18 protein-coding genes and 2 pseudogenes are annotated in these 23,980 nt (G+C 61.6%); 4 read left to right on the top strand and 16 right to left on the bottom strand.

The features are described from left to right. Window positions 1–49: 49 nt before the first annotated feature. The 3 genes from IDM46_RS12225 to IDM46_RS12235 form a co-directional block, all read right to left on the bottom strand. Window positions 50–2,062 carry a serine hydrolase domain-containing protein gene (locus IDM46_RS12225; protein ID WP_223877974.1) on the bottom strand — a complete coding sequence of 671 codons (2,013 nt, stop codon included), beginning with the start codon at window positions 2,060–2,062 and terminating at the stop codon, window positions 50–52. A gap of 108 nt (window positions 2,063–2,170) precedes the next feature. After that, complete coding sequence (locus IDM46_RS12230) at window positions 2,171–2,422, bottom strand: hypothetical protein (RefSeq protein ID WP_185115882.1); 252 nt, start codon at window positions 2,420–2,422, stop codon at window positions 2,171–2,173. Continuing rightward, complete coding sequence (locus IDM46_RS12235; protein WP_185115884.1) at window positions 2,422–3,354, bottom strand: SOS response-associated peptidase family protein; 933 nt, start codon at window positions 3,352–3,354, stop codon at window positions 2,422–2,424. Before IDM46_RS12235 ends, IDM46_RS12230 begins: the two co-directional genes overlap by 1 nt. A gap of 483 nt (window positions 3,355–3,837) precedes the next feature. Between IDM46_RS12235 and IDM46_RS12240 the strand changes: the two genes are divergently transcribed. The 4 genes and pseudogenes from IDM46_RS12240 to IDM46_RS12260 all read left to right on the top strand — a co-directional run bounded on the left by IDM46_RS12240 (window position 3,838) and on the right by IDM46_RS12260 (window position 6,977). Continuing rightward, window positions 3,838–4,692: a hypothetical protein gene (locus IDM46_RS12240; protein WP_185115885.1), complete on the top strand. Its 855-nt coding sequence runs from the start codon at window positions 3,838–3,840 to the stop codon at window positions 4,690–4,692. An 83-nt stretch (window positions 4,693–4,775) separates the two neighbouring features. Then, window positions 4,776–5,135, top strand: coding sequence for a hypothetical protein (locus IDM46_RS12245; RefSeq protein ID WP_185115886.1), 360 nt, complete (start codon window positions 4,776–4,778; stop codon window positions 5,133–5,135). 11 nt (window positions 5,136–5,146) lie between these two features. After that, window positions 5,147–5,533, top strand: a complete 387-nt coding sequence (locus IDM46_RS12250; RefSeq protein ID WP_185115888.1) for a hypothetical protein — start codon at window positions 5,147–5,149, stop codon at window positions 5,531–5,533. A gap of 1 nt (window position 5,534) precedes the next feature. Continuing rightward, window positions 5,535–6,977, top strand: a pseudogene (locus tag IDM46_RS12260) (DUF3987 domain-containing protein). Window positions 6,978–7,865: 888 nt separating this feature from the next. Here IDM46_RS12260 and IDM46_RS12265 read toward each other — a convergent pair. The 13 genes and pseudogenes from IDM46_RS12265 to IDM46_RS12325 form a co-directional block, all read right to left on the bottom strand. Continuing rightward, a complete protein-coding gene (locus IDM46_RS12265) occupies window positions 7,866–8,588 on the bottom strand; it encodes a MobA/MobL family protein (protein ID WP_185115893.1) in 723 nt (240 codons plus the stop codon). Window positions 8,589–8,866: 278 nt separating this feature from the next. Further along, a complete protein-coding gene (locus tag IDM46_RS12270) occupies window positions 8,867–11,857 on the bottom strand; it encodes an HsdR family type I site-specific deoxyribonuclease (protein WP_185115894.1) in 2,991 nt (996 codons plus the stop codon). Further along, window positions 11,854–13,038 carry a restriction endonuclease subunit S gene (locus IDM46_RS12275; RefSeq protein ID WP_185115896.1) on the bottom strand — a complete coding sequence of 395 codons (1,185 nt, stop codon included), beginning with the start codon at window positions 13,036–13,038 and terminating at the stop codon, window positions 11,854–11,856. Before IDM46_RS12275 ends, IDM46_RS12270 begins: the two co-directional genes overlap by 4 nt. After that, a complete protein-coding gene (locus IDM46_RS12280) occupies window positions 13,031–14,557 on the bottom strand; it encodes a class I SAM-dependent DNA methyltransferase (protein WP_185115898.1) in 1,527 nt (508 codons plus the stop codon). The genes IDM46_RS12275 and IDM46_RS12280 overlap by 8 nt, the downstream gene beginning before the upstream one ends. After that, window positions 14,554–16,053: a class I SAM-dependent DNA methyltransferase gene (locus IDM46_RS12285; protein ID WP_185115900.1), complete on the bottom strand. Its 1,500-nt coding sequence runs from the start codon at window positions 16,051–16,053 to the stop codon at window positions 14,554–14,556. The genes IDM46_RS12280 and IDM46_RS12285 overlap by 4 nt, the downstream gene beginning before the upstream one ends. Then, entirely contained in the window at window positions 16,053–17,816 is a 1,764-nt protein-coding gene (locus IDM46_RS12290) for an N-6 DNA methylase (protein WP_185115901.1), read from the bottom strand. Before IDM46_RS12290 ends, IDM46_RS12285 begins: the two co-directional genes overlap by 1 nt. A 47-nt stretch (window positions 17,817–17,863) precedes the next feature. After that, entirely contained in the window at window positions 17,864–18,142 is a 279-nt protein-coding gene (locus IDM46_RS12295; protein ID WP_185115903.1) for a DUF4258 domain-containing protein, read from the bottom strand. Window positions 18,143–18,297: 155 nt separating this feature from the next. Further along, window positions 18,298–18,801 (bottom strand): annotated as a pseudogene (locus IDM46_RS12300) (JAB domain-containing protein); the annotation flags it as partial. Between the two features lie 315 nt (window positions 18,802–19,116). Further along, complete coding sequence (locus IDM46_RS12305; RefSeq protein ID WP_223877975.1) at window positions 19,117–20,019, bottom strand: hydrolase or metal-binding protein; 903 nt, start codon at window positions 20,017–20,019, stop codon at window positions 19,117–19,119. Continuing rightward, complete coding sequence (locus IDM46_RS12310; RefSeq protein ID WP_185115906.1) at window positions 20,016–20,993, bottom strand: lambda-exonuclease family protein; 978 nt, start codon at window positions 20,991–20,993, stop codon at window positions 20,016–20,018. The genes IDM46_RS12305 and IDM46_RS12310 overlap by 4 nt, the downstream gene beginning before the upstream one ends. A 92-nt stretch (window positions 20,994–21,085) precedes the next feature. Beyond that, window positions 21,086–21,403, bottom strand: a complete 318-nt coding sequence (locus tag IDM46_RS12315; protein WP_185115908.1) for a hypothetical protein — start codon at window positions 21,401–21,403, stop codon at window positions 21,086–21,088. 3 nt (window positions 21,404–21,406) lie between these two features. Beyond that, entirely contained in the window at window positions 21,407–22,363 is a 957-nt protein-coding gene (locus IDM46_RS12320; RefSeq protein ID WP_185115910.1) for a DUF932 domain-containing protein, read from the bottom strand. A 349-nt stretch (window positions 22,364–22,712) separates the two neighbouring features. Continuing rightward, the gene (locus tag IDM46_RS12325) at window positions 22,713–23,978 is read right to left on the bottom strand and encodes an McrC family protein (protein WP_185115911.1); all 1,266 of its coding nucleotides are present in this window, start codon (window positions 23,976–23,978) and stop codon (window positions 22,713–22,715) included. Window positions 23,979–23,980: the final 2 nt, after the last annotated feature.

A 23,980-nucleotide genomic window follows, 5' to 3' on the forward strand; every position in this document is an offset into this window, starting at 1 on the left:
CGAGCGCACCGGCACAGCTTTCCACGCGGCGGCCAGGAGTGCCCCTCGCTCACTCCACCCCCTCAAATACGTACTCATGCTGTCCATCGCGCACCACCAGCTTGCGCACCCCATCCGCGTCCGCGCGCGTGAACAGGAACCCGATCGCCACGGGATCGATCGTCATGAATGCCAGGCTGCCATCGGGCTGCGGCATCGTCGTCACTTCCGACTGGAACGCACCCACGTCGAACCAGGCCTTGCCGTCCTTGCGCGTGACAACGAGGTCACCCAGCGCGGCATTGCGATAGCGCGGTGCCAGTGCGGCGAGCGCGTCCGCGTCCGCCGGCACCTGCAGCAGCTTGACGAACGCCGCGAAGCCTTCTCGGCTGGCCTTGGCGTTGGCCTCGGCGACGGCTTCGGCCTGCGGTTCGCCGTCGAACATCAGCTCCATCAGGCGGCGCTTGAGCGGGCCGCGCAGGTGCACGCCCTCGTCGGCGTTGGTGAGGATCACCGCGCCCACCTTCTGCTCGGGCCACCACATCATGTTGGAGTGGAAGCCGCCCATGTCGCCGCCGTGGTCGACCACGGTCACGCCGTCGCTGCGGTCCACCGCCAGCGCCATGGCGTAATGGCGGTCCACGCCGGTGGCGATCTGCGGTTCGCGGCGCTCGAGCAGCGCGGCCTCGCCGATGTAGCGGCTGCCGTCGGGCAAGGTGCCGTGGTCGATTTCCATCTGCACGTACTTCAGCAGGTCGTTGACCGTGCCCCACGCGGCGCCCGCCGGGCGCGATGCGCGCACGGTCTCGTTGAGGCCCATGCCCATCACCTCGACCTGGCGGCGGATGTCGTAGCCGTGCGGCGCGGCGAAGTCACCGGTCTGCGCTGCCGAGTAGTCGAAGGTGGTGTTGCGCATGCCGAGCGGATCGAACACCAGCTCCTGCATGGCCTGGTCGTAGCCCGCGCCGAGCTCGCTGCCGGGATGCGCGACCTGGCCGCCGATGTAGCCCGCAGCCGCGGCCATCGGGTTGGAGTACTGGAACAGCTCGCCGAATCCGCTGGTCGGCTGCATGGTGCCGAGCGTGGTCATGACCGTTTGCGGGGTCTGCTTCTCTCCTTCGAACAGCCATTCGAAGTCCTGGCGCGGCACGCCGGTGCAGGCGCAGATCAGGTGCTTCACCAGCACCTGGTCGGTGGTGGCGTCATCGCCGAGGCGGAACGCCGGGTAGATGTCGCGCGCCTTCGCATTCCAGTCCAGCTTGCCGGCATCCACAAGCTTGGCCAGCATCAGCGTGGTCAGCGCCTTGGTGTTGGAGGCGATCATGAAGCGCGTGTCACCGGTGACAGGCGCCGGCTTGCCAAGCTCGCGCACGCCAAAGCCCTGAGACAGCACCACCTCGCCGTCCTGCACGATTCCGACGGCCACGCCAGGCACGTCGAAATCCTTGCGCATGCGTTCCACGAAGTCCGCCACCTGCCGAAGGCGGGCGGCATCGAGCTTGTGCGCGGTGCGGCCGGCGAAGGACTCGCGGGTGTAACCCGCCGGCTGCAGGCGCTGGTAGATCTTGCCGAGCTGGGAGCCGCGCTTCTCGGCGATGGCCTGGTCGACGTCCGCCAGCACCACGGTCCATGCGTCGCCGCGCCGGTAGGCGGCGCCGCTGACCACGCGCTTGGCGTTGGCGGCGACGTCGTAATCGTAGAACCGGCGATGCTCCCAGCCGTCGCGCGGCGCGGCATCGGTGGCGACGAGGAACTTCGGCGTCATTCCGGCGATGGCCCAGGCTTCCGCGATCGCCGCATCCGCGGTGTCCGCAGCGGCATCGACGATCACAATGCGCGAGCCATCGGCTTCCGGCGGGGTCACGAACACCGCGGTGCCCTGCACGCGCTGCGCCCAGCCACCTGGCAGCACGAAGGTGGTGCCACGCGGGGTGGCCGAGGGCGACTCGGACGAGGCCTCTGCGCCGGCTGCGGGCGTGGTTGCGGGCCCGGACGTGGCTCCGTCTGCTGCGTGCCCCATGTTGCTTGCAACGATGACAGCCAGTGCGACGGCCAGCGCCGCCCGCTTCGACTCGATGCGCATTCCCGCTCTCCCCGTTGATGGCCGGGCGAGCTTGCGCCCAAATGGGCGCGGCGACAATTCGCCGTGCGCCGGACCTGCGCCAGCCGGGCGCGCGGCCGTGCTCGCGGCTCACATGGGCGGTTCGATGATTTCCCCAAGGCGCTCGGCAGGCACCGCATAGCCGGCGTCATCGGCGCTGGCCCGCAGGTCGCGCAAGGCAGCGCGCACCGGTCCAAGCTCGGCTTCGGCTGCCTGTGCCTCGATCTCCATCGAACTGGCGTTGAACCAGTCCCAGAACGCGGCGAACGTCTTCCCGTGCCAGTGCTCGTGGCGTAGTCCGCGATCGAGTCCGGCCAACGCCCGGCTCAGTTCGTGTCGCATTACGCAGCCTCCCGATGCTCGTAGAACGGATGCTGGCGATCATCGAAGATCGCATACAGCGCCTGCAGGTTGGCCGGATCCGGGTTCAACCACGCATCGATGTGCTCGGGCCTGATGTTGATGACGGTGCGGTCGTGGCCCGCGGCGACCACTTCGGGCTCCGGGTCATCGGTGATCGCGGCGAATGAATCAAGGTCCGGCTCGACGCCGGCGGGATCGGTCCAGTGCGACCACAGGCAGGCGATCAGCATCGGCTCGCCGGTGCGCGGGGTGAAGGCCAGCACCTGGTTGCGGCCGTCGGGCGCTGCGACGTTCTCGTAGAACACGTCGGCCACCATCAGCGCGTGGTGGCGGCCGAACTGCGGTTTCCAGAAGCCCTCCAAGCTGTCGCGGCGCGCGTTGTACGTGCCCGGGAACTTGCGGTCGTAGAAGGCCGGCTTTCCCGCGGGCCGGCACTGGTAGCGCATCGGGCGCATCACCCGCTTGCCACCCTCGCTGACCAGCACATGCGTGTAGTGGCCGGGGTAGATGCGCGCGTCATCGGGCTTCGGCTCGCTGCGTTTCAGCGCGTCGATGCGGCCCCTGATCTGTTCGACCTTGGCCATGCCGATGCGCATGTCTTCCTGTGCCTTCTTCGTCACCTTGGCCTGCAGGCTGCGCTCGCCATCGGCCACGCGCTTGCGCTGCTTGAACAGTTCCTGTTCCAGCGCGGACATCTCGCGCGCATCCCATTGGCGGATGAGGTCCGCGACTTCAGGCGGGCCGTCGCGCAGGAAGCCGATCTCCAGCGCGCGCGCCACTTTCGGCCGCTTCGCGCCGGCGTCGCCCTTGTCCGTCCAGTACAGGCGCACGTAATCCTTGAGCTCCATCGTGGCGCCGGTCTGGCGCAGGAACTTCCTGTGCTCGGCGCGGACCTGGGCTGAATAGCACATGGCATCACCTGCGGGCTTGCGAGTGGTGGCCCACCATCAATCGAATTAATCGCACAACCTGTTGATCATCAATACATTTCGCTATTTCATGATCTGGCGCGACTCACAACCTGACTCACTTTTGGCGCGGCTAGGAACGGATCAGTCCGGCCTGAATCGGAATTCCAGCGGTAGCCAGGCGCCCGGCCCAGCATGCCCACGTAGACTGTCGGATCCAGCCACAGCGCGCTAGCAACAGTGTCACTCCACGACATCATCCTGAGTCCCAGCGAACAAGATTTTCAGCCCTTGGCAGAGTGGGCAAGACGGCTCGCCATACCCGCGAGGACGCTACTCCATCACGGGGCCTCGGGTGCTCTCCGACTGTTCACCTTGCCACCTCGTGAAGCGCACTTCTACTCTGTCCACGAGGATTTCATCGGCAACCGGGCTGTCCCACTGCCGTACGAAGCTCAACCCATCTCTATGCCGGAATCGGGCGTAATGGGTCTGGTTCTGGCAGCCGACGACTGTGCCAAGCTCGCGGCTGGCCTAGGGGTGGAGCAGGCCTTCTTCAAAGCCGTCATTTACAAGCAGATGATCGGAGGAGAGCTGTTATCGCCGACTCGGGGGCGATTCGGCAGCAGCCTCCGGCCGGATGGATGGCACATCTCGGCTTACAAAAAGATCACCTCCGCAGACGAAGGCGACTGGAGCGCGCACGACCCCATTTCGGTAAAGGTTGCCCCGGTTAACGTCTACGCTCGTGACGTAGACGTAGACACCTTCATTGTCGGCCTGAGGACATACGCCTTCATTGACGATCTCTTCCTAGACAACGAACGCATAGTGGACGAGTTGCCATCTTACGTCTCAGGCAAGCTGACGGAGCTGGTCGATGCGAACAGGATTTTCTGGCGGAATGCTAATGAACCCGACGTCTCCGAGAAAGCACGGCGTAGAGCTGGTGCTAGCAACTATCTGCAAGAGGACTTCTTAGATCTCTGCGGAAAGACGTCCAAGCCTAACTCGCTTCTCGCGTTTGCAATCGACGCTTGTGATCCTACTGCGCTGCCCCACTCGAAACGACTCCTATCAACTTCGGTAACGCCAGCCATGCTGGCGCTACTGACTGCCTCAAAGCTCTACTGGTCAGCGCACTGTGCACTAGGGCAGACACGGGACACGTACCCAGATCAAGAAGCCATTCTGAGCTTCTTGCGATTCATGGGTTTGCAGACCGGAAACACCGCGGCCTCGGGCCGAACCCTCATCAGACCGGAGGGAGTGCGCTCGCCTGATGCCCAACCGGACTGGCTAACCACAATTATGCGACGCCGTAAAGGGTCAGCGCGCTAAGGATTTCAGACACTCTCCGAACACTCCAGGATCGACGCCGTTGCAAGGGCCCTGCAACGCCAAATCAAACCTGGAGACTGAAGATGCATTCCGAGACGAACCGTCTCGCCAAGGCGACCAAGGCCCGGCGGACGAAGACAACCACTTACACCCACCTTCCACCGAGCGCTGAGCGCCCGAGCCGCTCCGAGCTGGTGCTCGAAGCTGTAGACCTTAGCCATCCCGAAATGGAACGCCGCATGCGGCCCCAGCGCGTGTGGGAATTCCTCGATGAGGGCAAGAGCAAGTTCTACGCTCGCATGGACGTAGACGACGCTAGCTACGACCCTCTGTTCCCGAAGCCCATACCGTCCTCTTCCAACGGCACTGGCCACAAGCGCTGGAAGCTGGGCGCCGTAATCGCCTGGCTGCGCCACTGCGAAGCAGCGGCCAAGAACTCTTAAGGGACAAGACCATGAAGACTGACATCAACTTCGCCGCTAAGGGCGGCGAGGCCAGGGAAACGCGCGCCGAGAAAGCGATTCGACTGCTGACCACCCAGGGGGGCAGTCCGTTCAACCAGAAGTTGGATGAGTTCCAGGCCTTCTATCCTGCTGTCGTCACGGCTAAGCACAACGGGATGAAGAACAAGCAGATCATCAAGATCCTTTCCGAAGGCGGCCTGAAGCTGTACCCCGCGCTATTCGACAAACTGTTGGCCGCGATGACTGTAGAGGAAAGTGAGAGCACCTGCCCGCACTGCAAGCAGGCTATTGCGAACCCGATGGAAGAGGTAGCGCACACACCCGCCGAGGTCGGGGAATTCCCCGAAACTGGCCCCACAGAAGCGGAGGACGACTGACATGTCCATCTTCCACATCCCCTTCCACGTCGCGACTCAATGGGCAAATCTCCCGTTGCCCATTCTCAGAGGAGCCGTGAACGAGACAGAGCTCGCCACGCAAGCGCCCATCAAGATGGTGACCCATTGTGCGGTCAACGCTATGTTCTCCGCAGTGCAAGGTCTGGCTGACTTTGAAAGGCCGGATGGCGGAACCTCTCCGCTCACGAACATCTCGCTCATCATTGGCGAAACGGGTGAACGCAAGTCAGCTGTCGATTCCTGTTTCTTTAGTGAGCTCTTCGCCTTCCGCGACAATTAGTCGGAAGCAAACGCCAGCGCTAGGATCGAACACGCTGTTGGCATGAAGGTCTGGGAAATTAAAGGGAAGATCATCGAGAAGCGCTTGCGCGCGTCGCTCATTGGGGGCGGCCTGGACCAGGATCGCTTGACGAACACGCTCAAAGAACACGAAACACAGCGACCACAGCGACCCTACCGCACTCGATTCTTGTACCAGGACACGTCGCTCGTCGCGCTGAAACTCGGCTTGGCAGGCTTCCCATCAGCATGCGTGCACTCCACCGAGGGCATGAGTCTCCTTAAAGGTGCGCTGTTCAAGGATCAGACTCTCCTCTGCAACCTCTACAGCGGCGAGGACTACTTCTACGACCGCGGGAACAACAGTATCTCGCTGAAGGACAAGCGTCTCTGCGTGTCTGCACATTCTCAACCCAAACGCACCTTCGAGTTCCTTGCGGCCATGGGAGATGATTTTCGCGACTCCGGCCTGGCTGCGCGAATGACCGTTTGCTTGATGCGATCAACCCAAGGTTGTCGCACCTACGACACCATTGATATCCCGACCAACCATAGGCAGCGCTTCAATGAACGCGTTCGCGAACTCCTGATGGCGTCGAGGCGTGCGGCAGGCGAGCCGAACTGTAAACGTCGCAGGGTCAAGTTCGGCCCCGATGCAACACGAGAGTACCTGGCGTACGCAAACTGGGTCGAGCGCGAAATGAATCCCAATGGGAGGTTTCAGTACGCGCGGGATTACGCCAACCGTCTGGCAGACAAAGTGGGGCGCTTTGCTGCTGCTGCCCACGTGTTCGAAGACTTCGAAGGGGGAATCTCCATGGACACGCTCATGGCGGCAAGGTCCTTCTACAATGACGAAACCGAGGACTTCCAGTACCTGTTCAATTACCTGCCATCTGCGCAGTTCCTGGCAGACCAACTTGCTCATTGGCTGGAACAACATCCGCCACACTACGGCGAACCCGGATGGAAGAAGACTTCTCTCCAGCAGCGCTGCTTCTCGAGCCTCAGAAAGAAGGCGGCACTGGAACCCGCACTCGCCATTCTGGAGCAGCAAGGCAGATTTCATTTGCAAACCATTAACAAGACGACGTACTTGTGCCCGGGACCGAGACTGATCTACTACAGCCAGCAGTCCGACTGACAGCGGTATGGTTGCAACCCCGCCGACCGGCTCCGCCGGTCGGCTTTTCTTTGTCTGACCTCAGGGCACCCTGCTATTCCTGCTATTGCTAGCAGGAATAGCAAGGCGCCTGAAGCGTACGCGGCCTCGTTGACGCTGTACCGGCGACGACCACGTGATGCAGGACGGCCTGCGCGCATCGTCCCAGGCCGGAGCAGCTGCAAAATTAGGACCTGCCGGCCCTTCGTCTGTCGACGTGCCAAGACTTTCCCCTCGCCGATAGTCGGCTGATCATCGCCCGGCCCAGATGACGCGCATCTTGGCGTTTCGGCCCTGTCTCCCTTAATGTTCGGTGATCGGCTCTGGCTGCGCACCGCTTCATCGCCGAGAGCTCGTTCTGGACACCTGCGAGCGCCTTGCGCTTTCACACCAAGTCGCCTCGGAGTTCCGCTCGAGTTCTGCCCGAATTGCCCTTCCTGCATCCTCGCCTCGCAGGATCGTTCGGGTTGCAGCGCGCAAACATTCGTCGCTGGTCGCTCGATCCCATCCGGCAGGCTTTCCGGGTCAATAAGGTAAGCGTTGGGGTTGGTCTGCCCCTCCAAGAATGATGTTGGCGCGTGCACCGCGTACTTTTACGGCTTGTGCCAGACCTTCTCCGCCGCCATCCGCGCCGCCAAGTGGCCCCACTCGCCCAATGTCAGTTTGCTAGAGTGAGCGTTGACCAGCTCTCGGAATGCCATCCGTTGAAGCGCTCAAATCAATCGGCCGACTTGCAAAGACGGCTGGTATGTTCATCCGCCCAAGAGGGGAGGATGCCGTGTCCGACGAAAGCGAGATCCGTCCTTTACGGCGCCACCACTGCCTGGAGCGCTGCCGGAGCCCAAAGCGCCAATGCACACGCATTTCGCATCATTCGGCATCCGACTTGCGCTTATGGCGCAGCGAGACGAACTGCTCCCTGCCCTCAGCCGACATACCCCTGATCCGGGCTTGCCCGAGGTGACGCTCAGCCGTCCTGGCCACGCCTTGCGCCTTGAGAGTACGGTGGTCGACTCGTACGGCATGACCATGCAACTCAAGATGGCGGTTGATCGTGTCCGCAACCTCCTTCCGTACCGCAATGAGCTCGTCCCTGAGCTGCATTCGATTGCGCCCCCCACCCGACTTCCGGCGTCCGCCCTGTTCGGGTCGTGTGGCGTTGTGCCGGGAGAAGAAGCGCTCCGCAGGGCGCTCAATTCCGTCATCCATCCGATCGCACGTCATCAGGTGAAGATGTCGATTCGACACGCCTTCGAGTGAGGACAAGGGTGCGTGGATTGCCACCTGATACGGCTTGCCCGGCGTGAGTTTCTCCACCACTTCAACCGCGAGCGCCTCGTTTTGTTTGGGCGTCAGTTCGCCAGGCAAGGCAACTATCGCTTCACGATAGGCTGCCGCGTTCTTTCGATCGTACCTGTCCACTGCCCGCCACAGCACATCGGGATCGTCTCCCGTCCAGTCTGGAAGATTCCCATGACTCGCGTAGACCAGATCGCCCCGCTTACTGTGAAATCCCTTACGAGCGATGTAGCTCGCATGATCACTCGCGGTTCCCTTGCGGCCACTCTTGATCTGAAAATGGAATGTTGCCATCGCTGCACTACCCTTTCTATGCTTTCAAAGAATGAAAAAAGCCAGCGAAGTCGCCCTCGCTGGCCTGCGTTGATGCGATTCGAGCTGGTTGTTCGAGAAAACGGTAAGTGCGCGTAGGCATCTCCCCCCCTATATCTGTGAGGGCTATCTACGTCCAGCACCGCCACCACTCAATCACCAATTCGTCTTCGCTCATAAGGTAGTACTACGCGGGTAATTATTTACCATCTTCTTCAGAAGTCGGGAACATGCTGGACGTTCTTCGACCCAGGCCGGAGTCAGTAGTGCTGACGGATATACCCGTACGCCTTCTCGAACAACTCATCATCTGCGTGCAGCTTGTACTTGAAGAGCGCCTTCCGTAGCGCCTTCTTGACTTCACGCTCACCGGCCTGTGTTCCCTGCCAACCTGGGAATCTCACAAGCCGGACGATCTCATCGATATCTACAACAACACGCTCGACGATGATTGGCGTATCCGCCGTCTTGATTTCGTTCAGCAGCTCGGTGAGGGCCGCCTTGCCGCGGTCCTCGTCTTCTTCAGGCGGGACCTCCTTCTCGGCCTGGAGTGTGTCTTTAGCGATTTCCAGCAGTTGTTTCAGGAACTCAACGCTGTTGATCTGTCCCGTCTCGAACCGATCCTTGAGCGCGTCGAGGCGCTCTGACAGCTGCTTGAACTTCGGATTGCCAGCGTGGCCGCGGAGCCGACGCTTGAGCTTGATCTCGATCTCCTTAGCCTTCTTTGGGTCCGGATTCGAGAGCACCGCCTCCAGCAGATCGGCGTCCAGCACCAAGGTGTCCAGGTCATCCCGCACAGCATCGACGTGCACGTTTTGGTGGATCAGCTCAATGGTCTTGGCACCCAGCGAATGCCAGATCAGCTTGCCGTGGCCGCTGGATGGTTGAACCGACTGGTACACCTGCGACAGCCACTTGTAGTCCTTTTCGTGAGGGCCAAGCACCGTGTCGGGCGACAGCGCCTCCCAGATCCTGCTGAGGACGCTGTACTCCGCAGCGAAGTTGTCTCGCACCTCGTTGTTGGGCAGGCACTGCTGGGCTGCAATGAGGCCCTCGTAGCCCTGCAGACTACGGTCGCACCCCGTGAAGAACGCAAGGCACTTCTGCATGGTCTCCGGCAGCTTGTCCTTGAGCTCCTGGATGTTGCTTACAACCTGCCTGACACTCTGGTCGTCGAAGTCGAGCGCCGCCGCCACGTCATCGAAGATGCCCAGGTAGTCGACGATCAGGCCGTGGGTCTTCTGCTCGGAGTAGGTGCGGTTTACCCGGCAGATGGCCTGCAGCAGCGTGTGGTCGCGCAGCGGCTTGTCCAGGTACATCGCCTGCAAGATCGGCGCATCGAAGCCGGTCAGCAGCTTGGCCGTGACAATGATCAGCTTCAGCGGGTCGGCCGGGTCGCGGAAGCGATCGAGCAGCCGCTCCTCCTCATCGCGAGAACGGTCGTAGCTTGCGTACTCTGGGTGCTCTTTCTTGTCAGACGCCTGCACCGACATGACGATGTCTGTGGCTTCGGGCGGCAGCAGCTTGTCCAGCTCGGCCTTGAACAGCAGGCAGGATTCCCGGTCGAAAGTGACGATCTGCCCCTTGAAACCGTTGGGCTCCACCTTGGACAGGAAGTGCTCGACGATATCCTCGCAGACCTTGCGGATGCGCTCAGGCGTTTTCACCAGCACGGCCATCTTGGCAGCGGTCTTGGCGAGATTGTCCTTGTCGAGGTCCGACAGGCCGCCGGTCAGGTCTTTGTAGGCGGCATCCAGCGCCGCCTTGTCGATATGCAGGTCGATCAGGCGCGGTTCAAAGTGCAGTTTCAGCGTGGCGCCGTCACGGATCGACTCCTCGAAGCCGTACCGGCTCATGTAGCCCTTCTCGTCTTCGTCGGCGCCGAAGGCGTAGAAGGTGTTGCGGTCGGCGCGGTTGATCGGCGTGCCGCTCAGGCCGAACAGAAACGCATTGGGCAGGGCCTCACGCATCTTGCGACCGAGGTCGCCTTCCTGCGTGCGGTGGGCTTCGTCCACCAGCGCGATGATGTTGCTGCGGTCGTTTAGACTGCCCGTGGCCTCGCCGAACTTGAAGATCGTGGTGATGATGATCTTGCGCACGTCCTGCGCCAGCAGCTGCTGCAGCTTCTCGCGGCTGTCCGCCTTTTCCAGATTGGGAATGTCCGCCCCGGTGAAAGTACCGGTGATCTGGCTGTCGAGATCGATCCGGTCCACCACGATCAGCACCGTGGGGTTCTTCAAGCCCGCATGCATGCGCAGCTTCTGCGCGGCAAACACCATCAGCAGTGACTTGCCCGAGCCCTGGAAGTGCCAGATCAGCCCTTTCCTTGGGTAACCGGCCAGCACGCGCTCGACAATCTTGTTGGCCGCTTCAAACTGCTGGTATCGGCAAATGATCTTGATGCGCTGCTTTTTCTTGTTGGTAGCGAACAGGGTGAAGGTGCCGAGGATGTCCAGCACCACATGCGGCCGCAGCATGCTCTCGGCCGACCGCTTGAGCGACTTCAGCGGGTGGTGCTGACCATCCTCCCCGTTGCCATCCAGATGCCAAGGCCCCCAGTCCTTGACCGGCAGGCCGATGGAACCATAGTGGTAGGCTTTGCCCTCGGTGGCCACCGAAAACACGTTGCACACGAACAGCTCCGGCACGAACTTCTCGTAGTCGTCGTGCACCTGCAGCGCAGCGTCGACCCAGCTGATGCACTTCTTGACCGGTGTCTTGGCCTCGATCAGCACCAACGGCAGGCCGTTGACCAGCATCACCAGATCGGGGCGGCGCTCGGTCGGGCCAGCACGGTAGGTGTACTGCTGGGTAACAACGTATTGGTTCTGCGCCACGTCATCCAGGTCGATCAACCGAACCGGCACGTGCTCGTTGTTGTGGCCGAAGGGCATCGAGCGTTCACCACGCATCCACGCGGTCATTTCCTCGTTGGCACGAATCAGCCCATCCGAGCGCACCGAGAGCAAGATGGCGCGCAGCTTGTAGAGCACCTCGTCGGCACGATCGGGCTGAGCGGCAATCTCCGGGTTCAGGCGAATCAGCGCCTCACGCACCCAGGGTTCAACCAGCACTTCCTGAATCTGGCGCGGCACCTCAGCCGGGGCGGCGTAGCGCCAACCGATGCCTTTGGGGTTGGGCCCGTAACTGGCTTGAGGTTCCTGGGCGGTGTTGGCCGGGACAGCCTTGATCTGGCCGGCGAGCAGATCGCGGACATAGGCTTCGACAGTGTTCGACTCGGTGAAGGTCATGGCGCAAGAATTCCATTGAGAGTCGTTGTCAATAGCTTCCTTGCTTCAGTGGCTCGAATCTCGCAGGCCTTTCGCGCAGTCACCAAAGACGAATGTTCATACCCGATACCAGCTTGAACATCTAAGGGGGGAACAGGCATCTTGACCCGTCGGACACGACGATCCACAAGATGACTGACTGTTGTCGTAACCGCTGCCTGCACAAAGACCCCCTTGGAGCGCATGTATCTAAAAGCGGCAAGTGCATACTCGGAGTCGACGCTCGCATTAGGTCGGAAGCGCATGAGCGTGTTTTGAATGCAGCAGTTCTCGATCTCACCTCTAAAGATGGCCGCTCTACCCACGTTCCAAGGACTCACAATGTCACCCTCAGTGAGCAGGACGTCGCCTGGAAGTAGACGATGTCGTTCGTAGCGATGCCCAGGAAAATCCATCTGCCGAACGTCATCGAGATAAAGCTCGCCATCGCCCACGTTGGCAACTCGAAGAAACGGCTTCGGGTCCGTGCAGAGGTCGTAATCCCGTTCCTTCTTCAGCCCCAGCTGCAGGTCCCCGGCTTCCTGCATTTCCATGAGTCGCCACTTGTTCAATCCTGCATCGAATCTTGTGCGCAACCAACTCTGCTCTGTGTCGCGAGCACGTAACGCAACCTCTTCGCTCGTCTCGGCGAGTTTCTGAAGCGCATCAAGAGCGGCCAGAAGAGATGCTTGTTGCTGCGCGGGAGGCAGGGAAAACTCGAAGCTCTCGAGACTGGACCATGTGGTTCGGGGGCTAAGGCTGCCGGCCGACGTTCCGACTGCATGATCGAAGAATGCGTCAGTTTGGCAAATGAATGGCAGCAACTCCGGCAACAAGGCCCTGGCATCCTTGGTCTCCAGCACATAGATGTCGCCGGAGCACACGCCAGAAAAATCGGGCACGGCCACCTTGCGCTGGTAAGCGCGGCGCTTGCCGAACAGTACTTGTCCGGGTTTGAAGACGCTGGTGAAGGTCACGCCGTCAGCAACGTTGCCCCAACGGCGGATGCGCAAGTCACCTGGTTCGAGATGTTCCAGACCGACGTAGCGTTCAATGCCATCGGCCAGCGGATCTTGGCTGCGGGCTTTCGAGAGGCTCACCACGTCGCCGAATTTCACCCGACGCCAGCCGGGCGTCAGGGTTATATTGTTCTTGTCAGACACGCTCGATGTCCTCCGTCATCAGTCCATCCAGCGTTTCCACCAGCGCGTCCATCTGTTGCCAGAACGCGCGGCCATCGGTTTGCCATTGGTCCCAGGTCGAGCGCAGCGATACCGCCTCACCATTGCTGTTGGTGGCGATGGCGGCGGCAATGCGCTTCACGTACAGCGGGATCGAGAGGTTGCCCGCATTGGCGCCGATTTCGGCCCGGGTGGCGACCTTGGCAAAACCGGGCACATCGGCAAAGGTCTTGTAGGCCGTCAGGATGCGCTGCTGGTGTTCGGGCTTCAGGAAGCTCTGCGCCCGTTCCCGGGTGACCTCGTTCACCGCGCCGATGAAGATCACCTTGCCCTTGCGAGCGGCGCCCTTCTTGCGGTTGCAGATGACGATGCACGACTCCATCGGGGAGTTGTAGAACAGGTTGGGCCCCAGGCCGATTACGGCCTCCACCCAGTCTTGCTCGACCATCTTGGCGCGCATGGCCTGTTCCTCGTTGCGGAACAGCACGCCATGCGGCCACAGCACCGCGCAGCGCCCCTTGGCGGTGAGGCTGGTCAGGATGTGCTGCTGGAACGCGTAGTCGGCGCGGCCCTGCGGCGGCGTGCCCAAAGAATTGCGCCCCCACTTGTCGCTGCTCCAGGCCTCGCGGTTCCACTGCTTGATGGAGTACGGCGGGTTGGCCAGGATGACGTCGAACTGGCGCAGACGGTCGCCCTCGATGTGCTTGGGGTCGGCTAGGGTGTCGCCGCGGATGATCTCGAAGTCCTCTACACCGTGCAGAAACAGGTTCATGCGGGCGATGGACGACGTGATGAGGTTGCGCTCCTGCCCGTAGAGCTTAAGCGTGCGGTACTCGCCGCCCGACCGCTTCACTTCGTCCAGCGCCGAGATCAGCATGCCGCCAGTGCCGCAAGTGGGGTCGTAGATCGACTCCCCGGCCTGCGGCGCCAGGAGCTGCGTCATCAGGTGGACAACAGTGCGGTTGGTGTAGAACTCGGCCGCCGTGTGGCCGGAGTCGTCCGCAAACTTCTTGATCAGGTACTCGTAGGCATTGCCCAACTCGTCTTCGGGCACGTTGGCCACCGACAGCGTCTGGCTGGAAAAGTGCTCGATCAGGTTCTTCAGCGTTTCATCGGGCAGGCGCTCGCGGTTGGTCCAGGCCGCATCGCCGAAGATGCCGTCGAGCAGATCCGGGTTGGCCGTTTCGATGGCGCGCATGGCTTTCTGGATGGCTGCGCCCACGTTCTTCGGCGTCTGACGCACATCGGTCCAGTGAGCGCCTTGGGGGATCTGGAAGCGGTGGTTCTCGGCGAACTGGGCATAGGAGAGATCGCCCTTCGAGTTGCCCAGCGCCGCTTGGTATTCCTCGTCCCAGACATCCGAGACGCGCTTGTAGAACAACAGCGGGAAGATGAACTGCTTGTAGTCGCCCGCGTCGATCAGGCCGCGCAACAGCACGGCGGCGCCCCACAGATAGCTCTCCAGCTCCTGCTGGGTGATGCGTTTGGTGGGGTGAATCATTGCAGCCACCCCCCTTCGATCATGACCTGCGCGAGCCGCTCTTCGGCCTCGCGGCAGCGGGTCAGCGCGTCCTTGAATGCCGCAATAGCATCGGGCAGCGGTGGGATGTCTTCCTGCAATGGCGGCAGCACATAGCGCGAAATGTTCAGCGTCCAGTCCTCGGCTTTGATCTCGTCGAGGCTGACCACCCGGGCCGCGTCCTGCACATCGGCAAAGCCGCGATACCAGCCGAGGATCTCGGCGGCGTGCTCGGGCTCCAGATAGTTTTGCGCACGCCCCCGGCGGAACAGGCGAGACGCATCGGCGATCAGCACCTTCTTCTTGCGTTTGGCCGGTTTGCGCTTGCGCAGCACCAGGATGCACGCGGCGAGTCCGGTGCCGTAAAATAGGTTGGGCGCCAAGCCGATCACGGCCTCGATCAGGTCCATCTCCAGCAGCTTCTGGCGAATGCTGCCCTCCACACCTTTGTCGCGAAACAGCGTCCCCTGGGGCAGCACCACGGCCATCCGGCCGCTCACGTCGGCCATGGACTTGACCATGTGCTGCACCCACGCGAAGTCACCGCTGGATGAGGGCGGTAGGCCAGCAAAGTTGCGGCCGAAGGGATCGTTCAGCCAGAGGTCTTCGCCCCACTTTTCCAACGAAAACGGCGGATTGGCGATCACGCAGTCGAAGGTGGCCAGTCGGTCGCCCTCGAAGAAGGCCGGGTTGCGCAGCGTGTCGCCGCGCACCACCTGGAAGTCCTCGATGCCGTGGAGGAACAGGTTCATCCGCGCGATGGACGAGGTGGTGAGGTTCTTCTCTTGCCCGTACAGCTTGCCCCACAGCCGCTTCACGTCGCCATGCTGTTCCTTCACGTGCTGCACGGCGGCCAGCAACATGCCGCCAGTGCCACAGGCCGGGTCGTAGATGGTCTCGGCTTCCTTGGGATCGAGCATGTCGATCATCAGCCGCACGACGCTGCGCGGGGTGTAGAACTCGCCGGCCTTCTTGTTGGTGGCGTCGGCGAATCTCTTGATCAGGTATTCGTAGGCGTCGCCAAGCAGGTCCGAATTGACGTTGTTGTTGCCAAACGGCAGCTTGGAGAAGTGCTCGATCAGGTCCTTGAGCAAGGCATCAGACAGCCGATCCTTGTTCGACCACTGGGCATCGCCGAACACGCCGTACAGGGTGTGGGGGTTGGCTTTCTCAATCTCGCGCATCGCGTGCTGAAGGGCGGTCCCGACATTGCTGGCCTTGGTGCGAACGTCGTTCCAGTGGCAGTCTTCCGGGATCTGGAAGCGGTGCGACTCGGGAAACCAGGCCAGTTGCTCATCGCCAGTCTCATCGACGATCTCCTGGTACTCCTCGTCCCAGACGTCGCAGATGCGCTTGAAGAAGAGTAGGGGAAAAATGTACGTCTTGAAGTCCGCCGCATCGACTGGACCACGGAGAATGTTTGCCGACTCCCAGAGGTGGCCTTCGAGTTGAGCAAGCTTAAGATCGGATGTATTCATTAACTCGTCTCGTCTTCTTCGGACTCGCCTAGCAGTCCATAGGCCGAGTCGGACCCGGCCACGTTGTCTTGGCGCTCGATAATCTCAGCGATCTGCTTACGCAGCCCCTCCTCCTGATCAAGAATTTCTTCCGCTTTCTTGAATGCCTTGGGCAGCGGCACAGGTATTTCCAGTCGAAGCAAGTCGCGCAGCGTGATCATCGGGATTGCGACGCCAGAAGAGATGCCAGAAAGTAGCTCTTGGCCCATAGGCGACCTAAGTAGCAGCATGAGCACTGCTGGGTGGACTAGTGCGTCGGACCGAGTTCTCAGCACGGCCAATGAAGAGCCTGCCGTCCAGCCACCCGGGCCGGCTTTGGCGACGTCACCTGGAATGATCCCCACTTTCCCGACGCTCCCCCGAATCGTCACCACGATATCGCCTTCTCGAAGGAAGTGATCAGCCCCCTGACCGGTCGCTTCAGTAACCATCACCTCTCGGCTCGGTCGCGTAAATCCCGTGCGGGGAATGTCCGACGCCCCGACTTCGAGCGCGGGAATACTGTCCGAATCGGATTTCGAGACAGATGGCGACCGCACGGTCGAAACCAGGTCACCAAGGCACGCGGTTTTCAGATGTGCAAGCCGCTGCTGCAGGGCGAGCCGATCTTGATGTACGACATAGCGCTCAACCTGAAGCGAGAAATCGTTCTTTTGAATCTCAGCTGGATCCACCGAACGACCGATTTCAGAGGCTCCACCCGAACCGATTTCTCGAACCAGGTCGTCCAGCTTATCGAGAGCGACCTTGGCACGACCGAACTGGGCCTTGAACTGCTCGCCACCTGCGTTCACGAACCGGACTTGCTTCATGCCGCCTCGTGGGTCTAGTACAAGCAGGGCCAGCTGGATTGCCGTGCCTGACGCGAGGCCAGGGAACAACGAGATCACCGTTCGCACTTGCCCGGCGCGTACAAGCTGTTCGCGAAGCTTTCGGTCGGCACCCATGCCAAAGAGCAGGCTATATGGCACAACCACCACGACCCGGCGTCGGGAACAGGCCATCAAGTGCTGTATGCAAAGGACAGTCCACGTCGCATTCGAGATGTTGAATCGGCCAAACAAGTCACGATCCGCCAGTTCTCGGTCAACCTTCACGCCGAGCGGGGGGAGGGCTACTGCCTGATCGAAAGACTCCAGCTTGCCGCCCTCAATGAATGACGGCGAGCGAATGGGATCGCTGTAGGCAGTTCGGCAGCTGTTCCCCGATGCGACCGCCGCCAGAGCGGGAAACGGCGTGATCAGGGGATTCTCAACTGCTGGCTCCCCTCCGACCCGGAGGACGCCCGATGAGACCTGAGCCACCTGATCCCAAGGACAGTAGGTCGTGGTTCCTGCAGTAGGTCCGGCCAACCGCACCATGAGCTCGGTCAGTGAGGAGTGGTACAGAGTCAACTCAGGCCCGAACTCGGGGCCCAAGCTCGAGAACAATTCGTAGATCTGTATTCCGTCCAGCAGCCCGTCACGCTCAACCCGGTGACAAGCCGCCGCAGTCGGATGCAAGGCCGGACCCGCCAGCTCTGCCCTGCGACGGACGCCCGCGAATGCCTCATGCAAGGTACCGCTTGAGTTCTCCAGCTGAAACAACCCGGCCTGTAGCAACGTCCCACCCTGCTCAATCGCCTGCGCCAAGCTGGGGACGGAGTGGGTGACCCACTCCTTCTTCCCAAGTCTCGCCCAGACCAGAAGCTGAACAGCCAGAGTGAGGATGTCATGCTTTGGCATGGGCGAACCCTGAAGGGCGTCAGTCACCTGCCGCAGAATTCTCGAGCTCATGCGCGCCTCGTCGCCGGTCGCTTCTCGCGTCCGGAATAGTTGTAGGTTGTGATCAGCGAATCGCCGTCCTCGATGACGATCAGGCCGCCTTTGTCCTGGATCTTCTTGAGCACACGCAGCTCTGCCATGAGGTCGTCGATCAGCTTTCCAGTAGCACGCCGACCAAGTACGACCTTCTTTCCTTCGAGGACCCCGTATTCACGAACTAGCCGCACCATGTCCCGGCTCACACCACGCTGAGACATCCGCTGAGAGAAATGCCATGTCGCGTTCACTATCACTCTGCTCCTCCCATTCCCATTGGAAGCAGGCTATGTAATCGTAGCACTGATGTCAACAGAGTAGAGTCTACGTTTCCCAGTAGGGCAAAAAAAATAGTCTTGCTTGACCCAGGCAGGGACGCGATGCGTCCCTGCCTGGCGTCCCTATAGATCATCCCTCGCTCAGCAAGAGCCACCGTTTCCAGGCCTCCGACGACGACATGGTCGATCAACCGAACATCGACGAGGGCGAGCGCCTGTTTGAGCCGAGCGGTAACTGCCCGATCCGCTGCCGACGGCATCGCCGAGCCGGACGGGTGGTTGTGCGACACGATGACGGCGGCAGAGTTGGTGCGGATGGCTTGGCGGACCACTTCCCGCGGATGGACCTCAGCCCCGTCAATCGTTCCATGGAAGAGCTCGACGTACTCGATCAGGCGGTGCCGAGCGTCCAGGAACGCCGCCGCGAACACTTCCTGCTGGAGACCCGCCAGCTTGCCCCTGAAGAAGTCCTTCGATGTCTTGGGGTTTGCGAAGGACGTGCCGCGTTGCATCCGATGCCCCACCACTGTCCGGGCCGCCTCCAGGACTTCGTCAGGTGTGGCGACCTTGTAGCGCTTGGTTGAGCTTCGAACGTACAGTCGGGGCTCATGTCCTTCGTCAACATCCATCATCAACTCCTGTCTAGCATTTCTGATCGCACAAAGAGACGGCAGGGGCGCAGTCGCACCCCTGCCGTCTGACCGAAGGCTTTCTGATTTTCTACATCAGGGGAACGGGATACCGAACAGCCTGCTGCCCCTCCTCCGTACCCGACTCACCCAGACCCGTTGACTCCAGCGGCTCGTATCCGACCTCTCCACGGGCAAAATCCAAACCGCCGAAGATTCCTGTGGCTTCCGCGAGCTTGACCACGCCATACGTGGCGAATCCGCCTACTACCAGACCGCCGATCACTCGAAGCACCATTCTGTCCACCTCTCTATTGGTTATTGACCACTCACCAGAGCGACCTTCCCCTGCAGACGTTCCCGCAGGTTGGATTGCGCAGCCCGGCCTCCTTTCCCATCGGCTGCAAGATCAGCCCCCCCCTCTGGGTAAAACTCCTCCACCACGGCCGGCACGTCCTCCGCCAGGTCCTCGAAGGCGCCGTTGGCGAATCCGGACCTCGCTGCTTCGTCCAGTGCCTCCTGATCGAACCCCGCATCTCTGCGGGCCTGGTCAAGCGCCCGCGCCTCTTGGATCGTCTCCGCCAGTGGCAGGCGGTTTCTGGTCACCAGGTCGACGTAATAGATCGCCGACCTGAAGCTCATCGTCGTGGACTTGCCCCGGAGCTTCAGCTCCAACGGCATGCATGCCAGGCGTCCGCCCGAGACGGCGTCGAAGTACGCCAACCGGGCAGCCAGCGTCCGGATTGTGTTGTAGGACGTGGTGCGGAGCACGAAGCTTCCCAGCTCGTCGTCGTCTCCCACCCTAACGTTCAAGCGGGCATACGCCTTGCACTCGCCCATGGCGAAGACACAGCCATCCGGTCCCGGGCAGGACTCCTGTGTAATGCCTTCCTTGCCCATCCGGCGGCACGTCTCGCCATTGCCGACGCACACGGGGCGACCGGTTGTACGGTCGAACAGCGAATAGTCGGCCCGCAGGTTCAGTGCCGGGTCGTTAAACAGCAGCCGCACCGGGATAGATCGCAGCTTTCCGCCGGTCTCCTTGCGCAGTGCCTCATCCAACGGGTGCAGCACCCAACCGTCACGGTTCTGGACCTGACTGGTCAGAGTGAATTGATCATCCTTCTCCGGCAGGCGCTTGCCGTTCCGCTCGACCACGCGGCCGATTGAGATCCGCCCGACCACAGGCGGGGTGATCGCCAAGCCTTTCAGCATGGTCATGCTCCTTTGTTCTGATTGGGGACGATCCGGAACCGCCTGGATCCTGGGCGCGCGACGGTGAACTCGACCGCGAGGGCCGGATGGGCCTCGGTCAGTCCTTTGAGATCGACACTGGTGCCGTCCTTGGAGCGTCGGTAGGTGATCTCCCCGGTCGGGAAGATCGCCCGTGAGGCATCTCCCATGGACCACTCCAGCTGCTGGCGCATCTGCTCCGCGCGCCTGTCCATCTGGGCGATCTCCTCGCGCAGCAGCACCAGGCTATCGAAGGTGGCCGACAGCTCGATGTCCTCGCTGAAGTCGATACTGGTGTCGTTGCCGGTGTACAGGCTGCGCAATGCCCGAGCGGATGACTCGCTCCCATCGGCCGGCGGCGGGGTGTCCTGGGTCACGTGCTCCCAGAACCTCGCCTCCAACACGATCAGGCGGGAGATCACCGCCTCGTCCCGCTCGATCCGGTGAACCTCAAACTTTTCGCCGCACAGCAACACGGCCACGTCCGCCGCCTGCTTGCCGGTCACCGCCAGCTGGTGCTGGACCTGGAGCTGGACGTACTCAGGCACACCGTCCCGCCAGAGCCGTGAGCCGAACTCCCCCGCCGTCTTGCACTCCAGGATCTGGACATCCGGCACGCCGACCACCTCGCGGTCGATGTTGGCCAGCATGAAGCTGTAGGTCGGATGCTGAAGCACCGCATTGACGCGGCGCACCTTCCGCTCGGTCCTCTCGGCATAGGCCGAGGCCACGAAGGGCTCCAACAGGGTGCCCCAGTACATCGGGGAGTCTTGGCCCGGTTCCTCGTCATGAACAGCACGCCCGGTCTTTTCCATCCACAGCTCGAGTTGGCTCTTGTACGGGCATAGCCCCACCGCGGCGGCGGCGTCGGAGCTGCCGATGCCGCGCTTTCGGACTTCCAACCATTCCTCGCGTGCCAACGCACGCGTATCGACCAGGCGCAAGGCCCGTGATTTGTTCATGACGTTTCTCCTAAATGAAAAGGCCCGGCACTCCTTGCGGGGGCCGGGCCTTATGGGCTTGCTGTCGGAGGTTCGGTGCGGGTACGGGGTCTCTAGGCCGACGTCGTCTTCATGGCGGTCGCGATGATCCGGTCAAGAATGCATGCGGCTTGATCAAGGGAACCGCCGGCCAGCAGGTGCCGGCCAAAGGCCATGCCAAACGGCTCAGCCACCTCATAGCACCACCGGCCGGGGAAGACTTTGCTGCACGCTTGCCATTCCCGGCCCAGCCGCTCAGCCTGATCAATGCAGGCTTGGACATACGCCCACTCCCCTTGGAACGGCATCTTCGAGTAGCCCAGCGCGCTCCGATCCAGGACCCGCTTGGCGCCTATCGCGATGTAGGCCACGTCGAGTTGATCGACGTCCATCGCTCATGCCACCAGCTTCATGGCTTCGTCCCAGGCCCGCTGCTTGAGCTGGGCACCCGCCCCGAACCATGCGGCATCCCTGCGATGGTCGTCGCTGCGGGCCCGTCGATGGTGATCGACGAACTCGGTGACACTGCTCAGGACGCCCCAGGCTGTTCCACGGGCGCTCGCCAGATCCGAACCCTTGCCTGCTCCGTCGTACAGGGCCCGGGCCACCGTAAACGCCTGCTCGTTGACCGCCACCCCGGCCCCGTTCGGGCTCGGGTAGGTCAGCACCCGGCGCAGCAGCCCGTCCACTGAGTCGGGATCCACCGGGCACTCGACCAGCGCTTTCATCCGGGCGACGAACGAATCCCAGGTCGACACCGTGATCCCGAGCTGGCGCTTCACCACGTCGGCATCAAACTGGCTGCGATGCGGCACCTTGACGGCTCCCGCGTTGCTGCCCAGCGCAATGGCCAGGGTGTTGTTGCACACCACCCGCACCGAGGTGAACTGGGCCGTGGTGGCCAGCGTCCCGTCGCAGGCCGTGGCCAGCAGCAGGTAGCCATCCACGCGATCCTTGCGCTTCAGCACCGTGCTCTGCCCCGTCCTGGCCAGTGCCCAGAACTTTCGGCCCTCTCGCAGGACCCCAGCTGTCTCCAACTGGAAGCCACCGACTTCGGTCAGGTCGCGGTAGAACTCCAGGATCTCGCCCGGCTGGACCACCTTGTACCGCTTCGACACGACCGACAAAGGTGAGTGTGTGTCGGACCGGTACAGGACCTTTTGTTCGGGGAAGGCGTTGATGGCGCCGATCCCGTTCTTGCCGACCACGTAGCGGACTTCGGACTCCTCAATCGACCAGTCCATGCCAGCCTCCCGCTTCCAGACGTCGATCGACTGCTGCGGCGCCAGCTTGTTTCCGAGTCCATGCCACGGCCGCTCCCCGGCATAGGCCATCGTTTCGACCAAGTGCATATCGCTTCCTCATTGTTGGGGCATAAACGCACAAGGCCCGGGCGCAATGCCGAGCCTTGTGTGGGATACCAGAATTGGATTTGGAATCAGGGGTCGCGGGGACCGCATGTCGTGCATTTAACAATGCCGACCAGAACAGCGGCCGCCACGACCAGAACGCAGTAGATCGCGTCGAAGTTGCCTCTCATCACATCAGATCACCCGGTTTAGGACGCATCGAGCGGAGCGTCTATGCGCGAAGCGGTACTCATCCGGCTTCAAGTGAGTGATATAGATCTGAAATTCCTTTCAATCCAAATTGATTGCTGTGAGCATTAACTGGCGGACAGAAGATGGCAAACCTGGGCCACTAGCTAGAGCTAGGCCAACCGACTGCGTGCTCTGAGGTCAAGTCAAAGGGCATAACGTCCAACCGCAGCTGATCATTGAAGAAGAACGGCAACAACGACTCGCGAAACGTTGCGGTCTGTGGATAGAGCAGCACAAGCTGACCGCGGCCACCGAGATACTTCTGCCCGTAAGCGTAAAGCTGGTAGAAATCTGCCTGTGACAGCCCGTACTTGTTCACCGAATCGCCCTTGCTGGCATCAAGGCGTTTCCACTTGGCGTCAAGAACCGTTGTAGCGCCGTCATCGAATAACAGGAAGTCGGGCCTGAGTTGGAACCATGGATGTTCATCATGCGTCGCCAGATACTGGCTCGCCGCCTGCGCCTTGAGCGTTTGACCTGGACGCAGTGCACGACGGATGCAACCCTCGACATAGGACTCGAACACCTGTTCCATCGGAAACAGCAAGCTGTGGCCGGTCCAGTCACCGAGGACCGTCAGCGGATTCTGCTCGTTGAGGATGAGCGAGCACCACGGGCGAACAGATCGGTAGTGCGCCGTCAATCGATCGCTTCGCCACTGGTCGAAATCCTTCGCGAAATCCCGGCTCGGCGGGATCTCGTGTAACTGGTGCGCCAGTTCGTAAGCGAGCCGCCTGTTGCCTGCCTCCTTGGCATGCCTGCACACCTTATCCAGTGCCGAGCGGAGAAGGCGATTCTCCGGCCGATCGGCATCGAAGACTTCGTGCTCCACCTGAAAGTAGTGGGCGCGGCCGGGCGGTTGGCGCAGCTGTCGGCCGACTAGCAGGCGGCCTCGGAGAAACCGGCGCTCCTCCTCAACAGCGTGATACTCAAAGCGCAGGCCACGCTTGACCAATGTCTCCAAGGCCGTCAGGAACTGCTGAATCACCCATTCGGTCAGAGGACCGTCAAAGACCAACAGACCCGTCGGCGCGCTGATACGCGGGTCTAGATGCAGGCAGCGCTGAAGCATTTTTTGCAGAAGGCGTCGAGCCTGGGTGGCGTCATCCCCTTCGTCGAAGGTCTTTGGCAGGATCTCGATACGGGTCCCGTCAGGCGCCTCAATCACGCCAACGTAATTGTCCAGGCGCAACCAGCGTCGCCCCTCCAATTGCACGAGTCCGGCGCCGGCTTTGCGCAGGCGTTCGCTCTCCTTACATAGCCAGTCAAAGGCCACGTCGGACACAGTCGCCTGATCCAGCCCATTGGCGACGGCCATGGGACCGGTCGTGATCCGGGCATACTCGCGAACGGTGACCGTGTGCATCT

The sequence above is a fragment of the Luteimonas sp. MC1825 genome (assembly GCF_014764385.1).
Taxonomy (GTDB): domain Bacteria; phylum Pseudomonadota; class Gammaproteobacteria; order Xanthomonadales; family Xanthomonadaceae; genus Luteimonas.

Bases quoted from the DNA above. Each gene is read 5' to 3' on its own strand.
- IDM46_RS12225 (WP_223877974.1), bottom strand. From the start codon at position 2,062: ATGCGCATCGAGTCGAAGCGGGCGGCGCTGGCCGTCGCACTGGCTGTC.
- IDM46_RS12230 (WP_185115882.1), bottom strand. From the start codon at position 2,422: ATGCGACACGAACTGAGCCGGGCGTTGGCCGGACTCGATCGCGGACTA.
- IDM46_RS12235 (WP_185115884.1), bottom strand. From the start codon at position 3,354: ATGTGCTATTCAGCCCAGGTCCGCGCCGAGCACAGGAAGTTCCTGCGC.
- IDM46_RS12240 (WP_185115885.1), top strand. From the start codon at position 3,838: ATGGGTCTGGTTCTGGCAGCCGACGACTGTGCCAAGCTCGCGGCTGGC.
- IDM46_RS12245 (WP_185115886.1), top strand. From the start codon at position 4,776: ATGCATTCCGAGACGAACCGTCTCGCCAAGGCGACCAAGGCCCGGCGG.
- IDM46_RS12250 (WP_185115888.1), top strand. From the start codon at position 5,147: ATGAAGACTGACATCAACTTCGCCGCTAAGGGCGGCGAGGCCAGGGAA.
- IDM46_RS12265 (WP_185115893.1), bottom strand. From the start codon at position 8,588: ATGGCAACATTCCATTTTCAGATCAAGAGTGGCCGCAAGGGAACCGCG.
- IDM46_RS12270 (WP_185115894.1), bottom strand. From the start codon at position 11,857: ATGACCTTCACCGAGTCGAACACTGTCGAAGCCTATGTCCGCGATCTG.
- IDM46_RS12280 (WP_185115898.1), bottom strand. From the start codon at position 14,557: ATGATTCACCCCACCAAACGCATCACCCAGCAGGAGCTGGAGAGCTAT.
- IDM46_RS12285 (WP_185115900.1), bottom strand. From the start codon at position 16,053: ATGAATACATCCGATCTTAAGCTTGCTCAACTCGAAGGCCACCTCTGG.
- IDM46_RS12290 (WP_185115901.1), bottom strand. From the start codon at position 17,816: ATGCCAAAGCATGACATCCTCACTCTGGCTGTTCAGCTTCTGGTCTGG.
- IDM46_RS12305 (WP_223877975.1), bottom strand. From the start codon at position 20,019: ATGACCATGCTGAAAGGCTTGGCGATCACCCCGCCTGTGGTCGGGCGG.
- IDM46_RS12310 (WP_185115906.1), bottom strand. From the start codon at position 20,993: ATGAACAAATCACGGGCCTTGCGCCTGGTCGATACGCGTGCGTTGGCA.
- IDM46_RS12315 (WP_185115908.1), bottom strand. From the start codon at position 21,403: ATGGACGTCGATCAACTCGACGTGGCCTACATCGCGATAGGCGCCAAG.
- IDM46_RS12320 (WP_185115910.1), bottom strand. From the start codon at position 22,363: ATGCACTTGGTCGAAACGATGGCCTATGCCGGGGAGCGGCCGTGGCAT.
- IDM46_RS12325 (WP_185115911.1), bottom strand. From the start codon at position 23,978: ATGCACACGGTCACCGTTCGCGAGTATGCCCGGATCACGACCGGTCCC.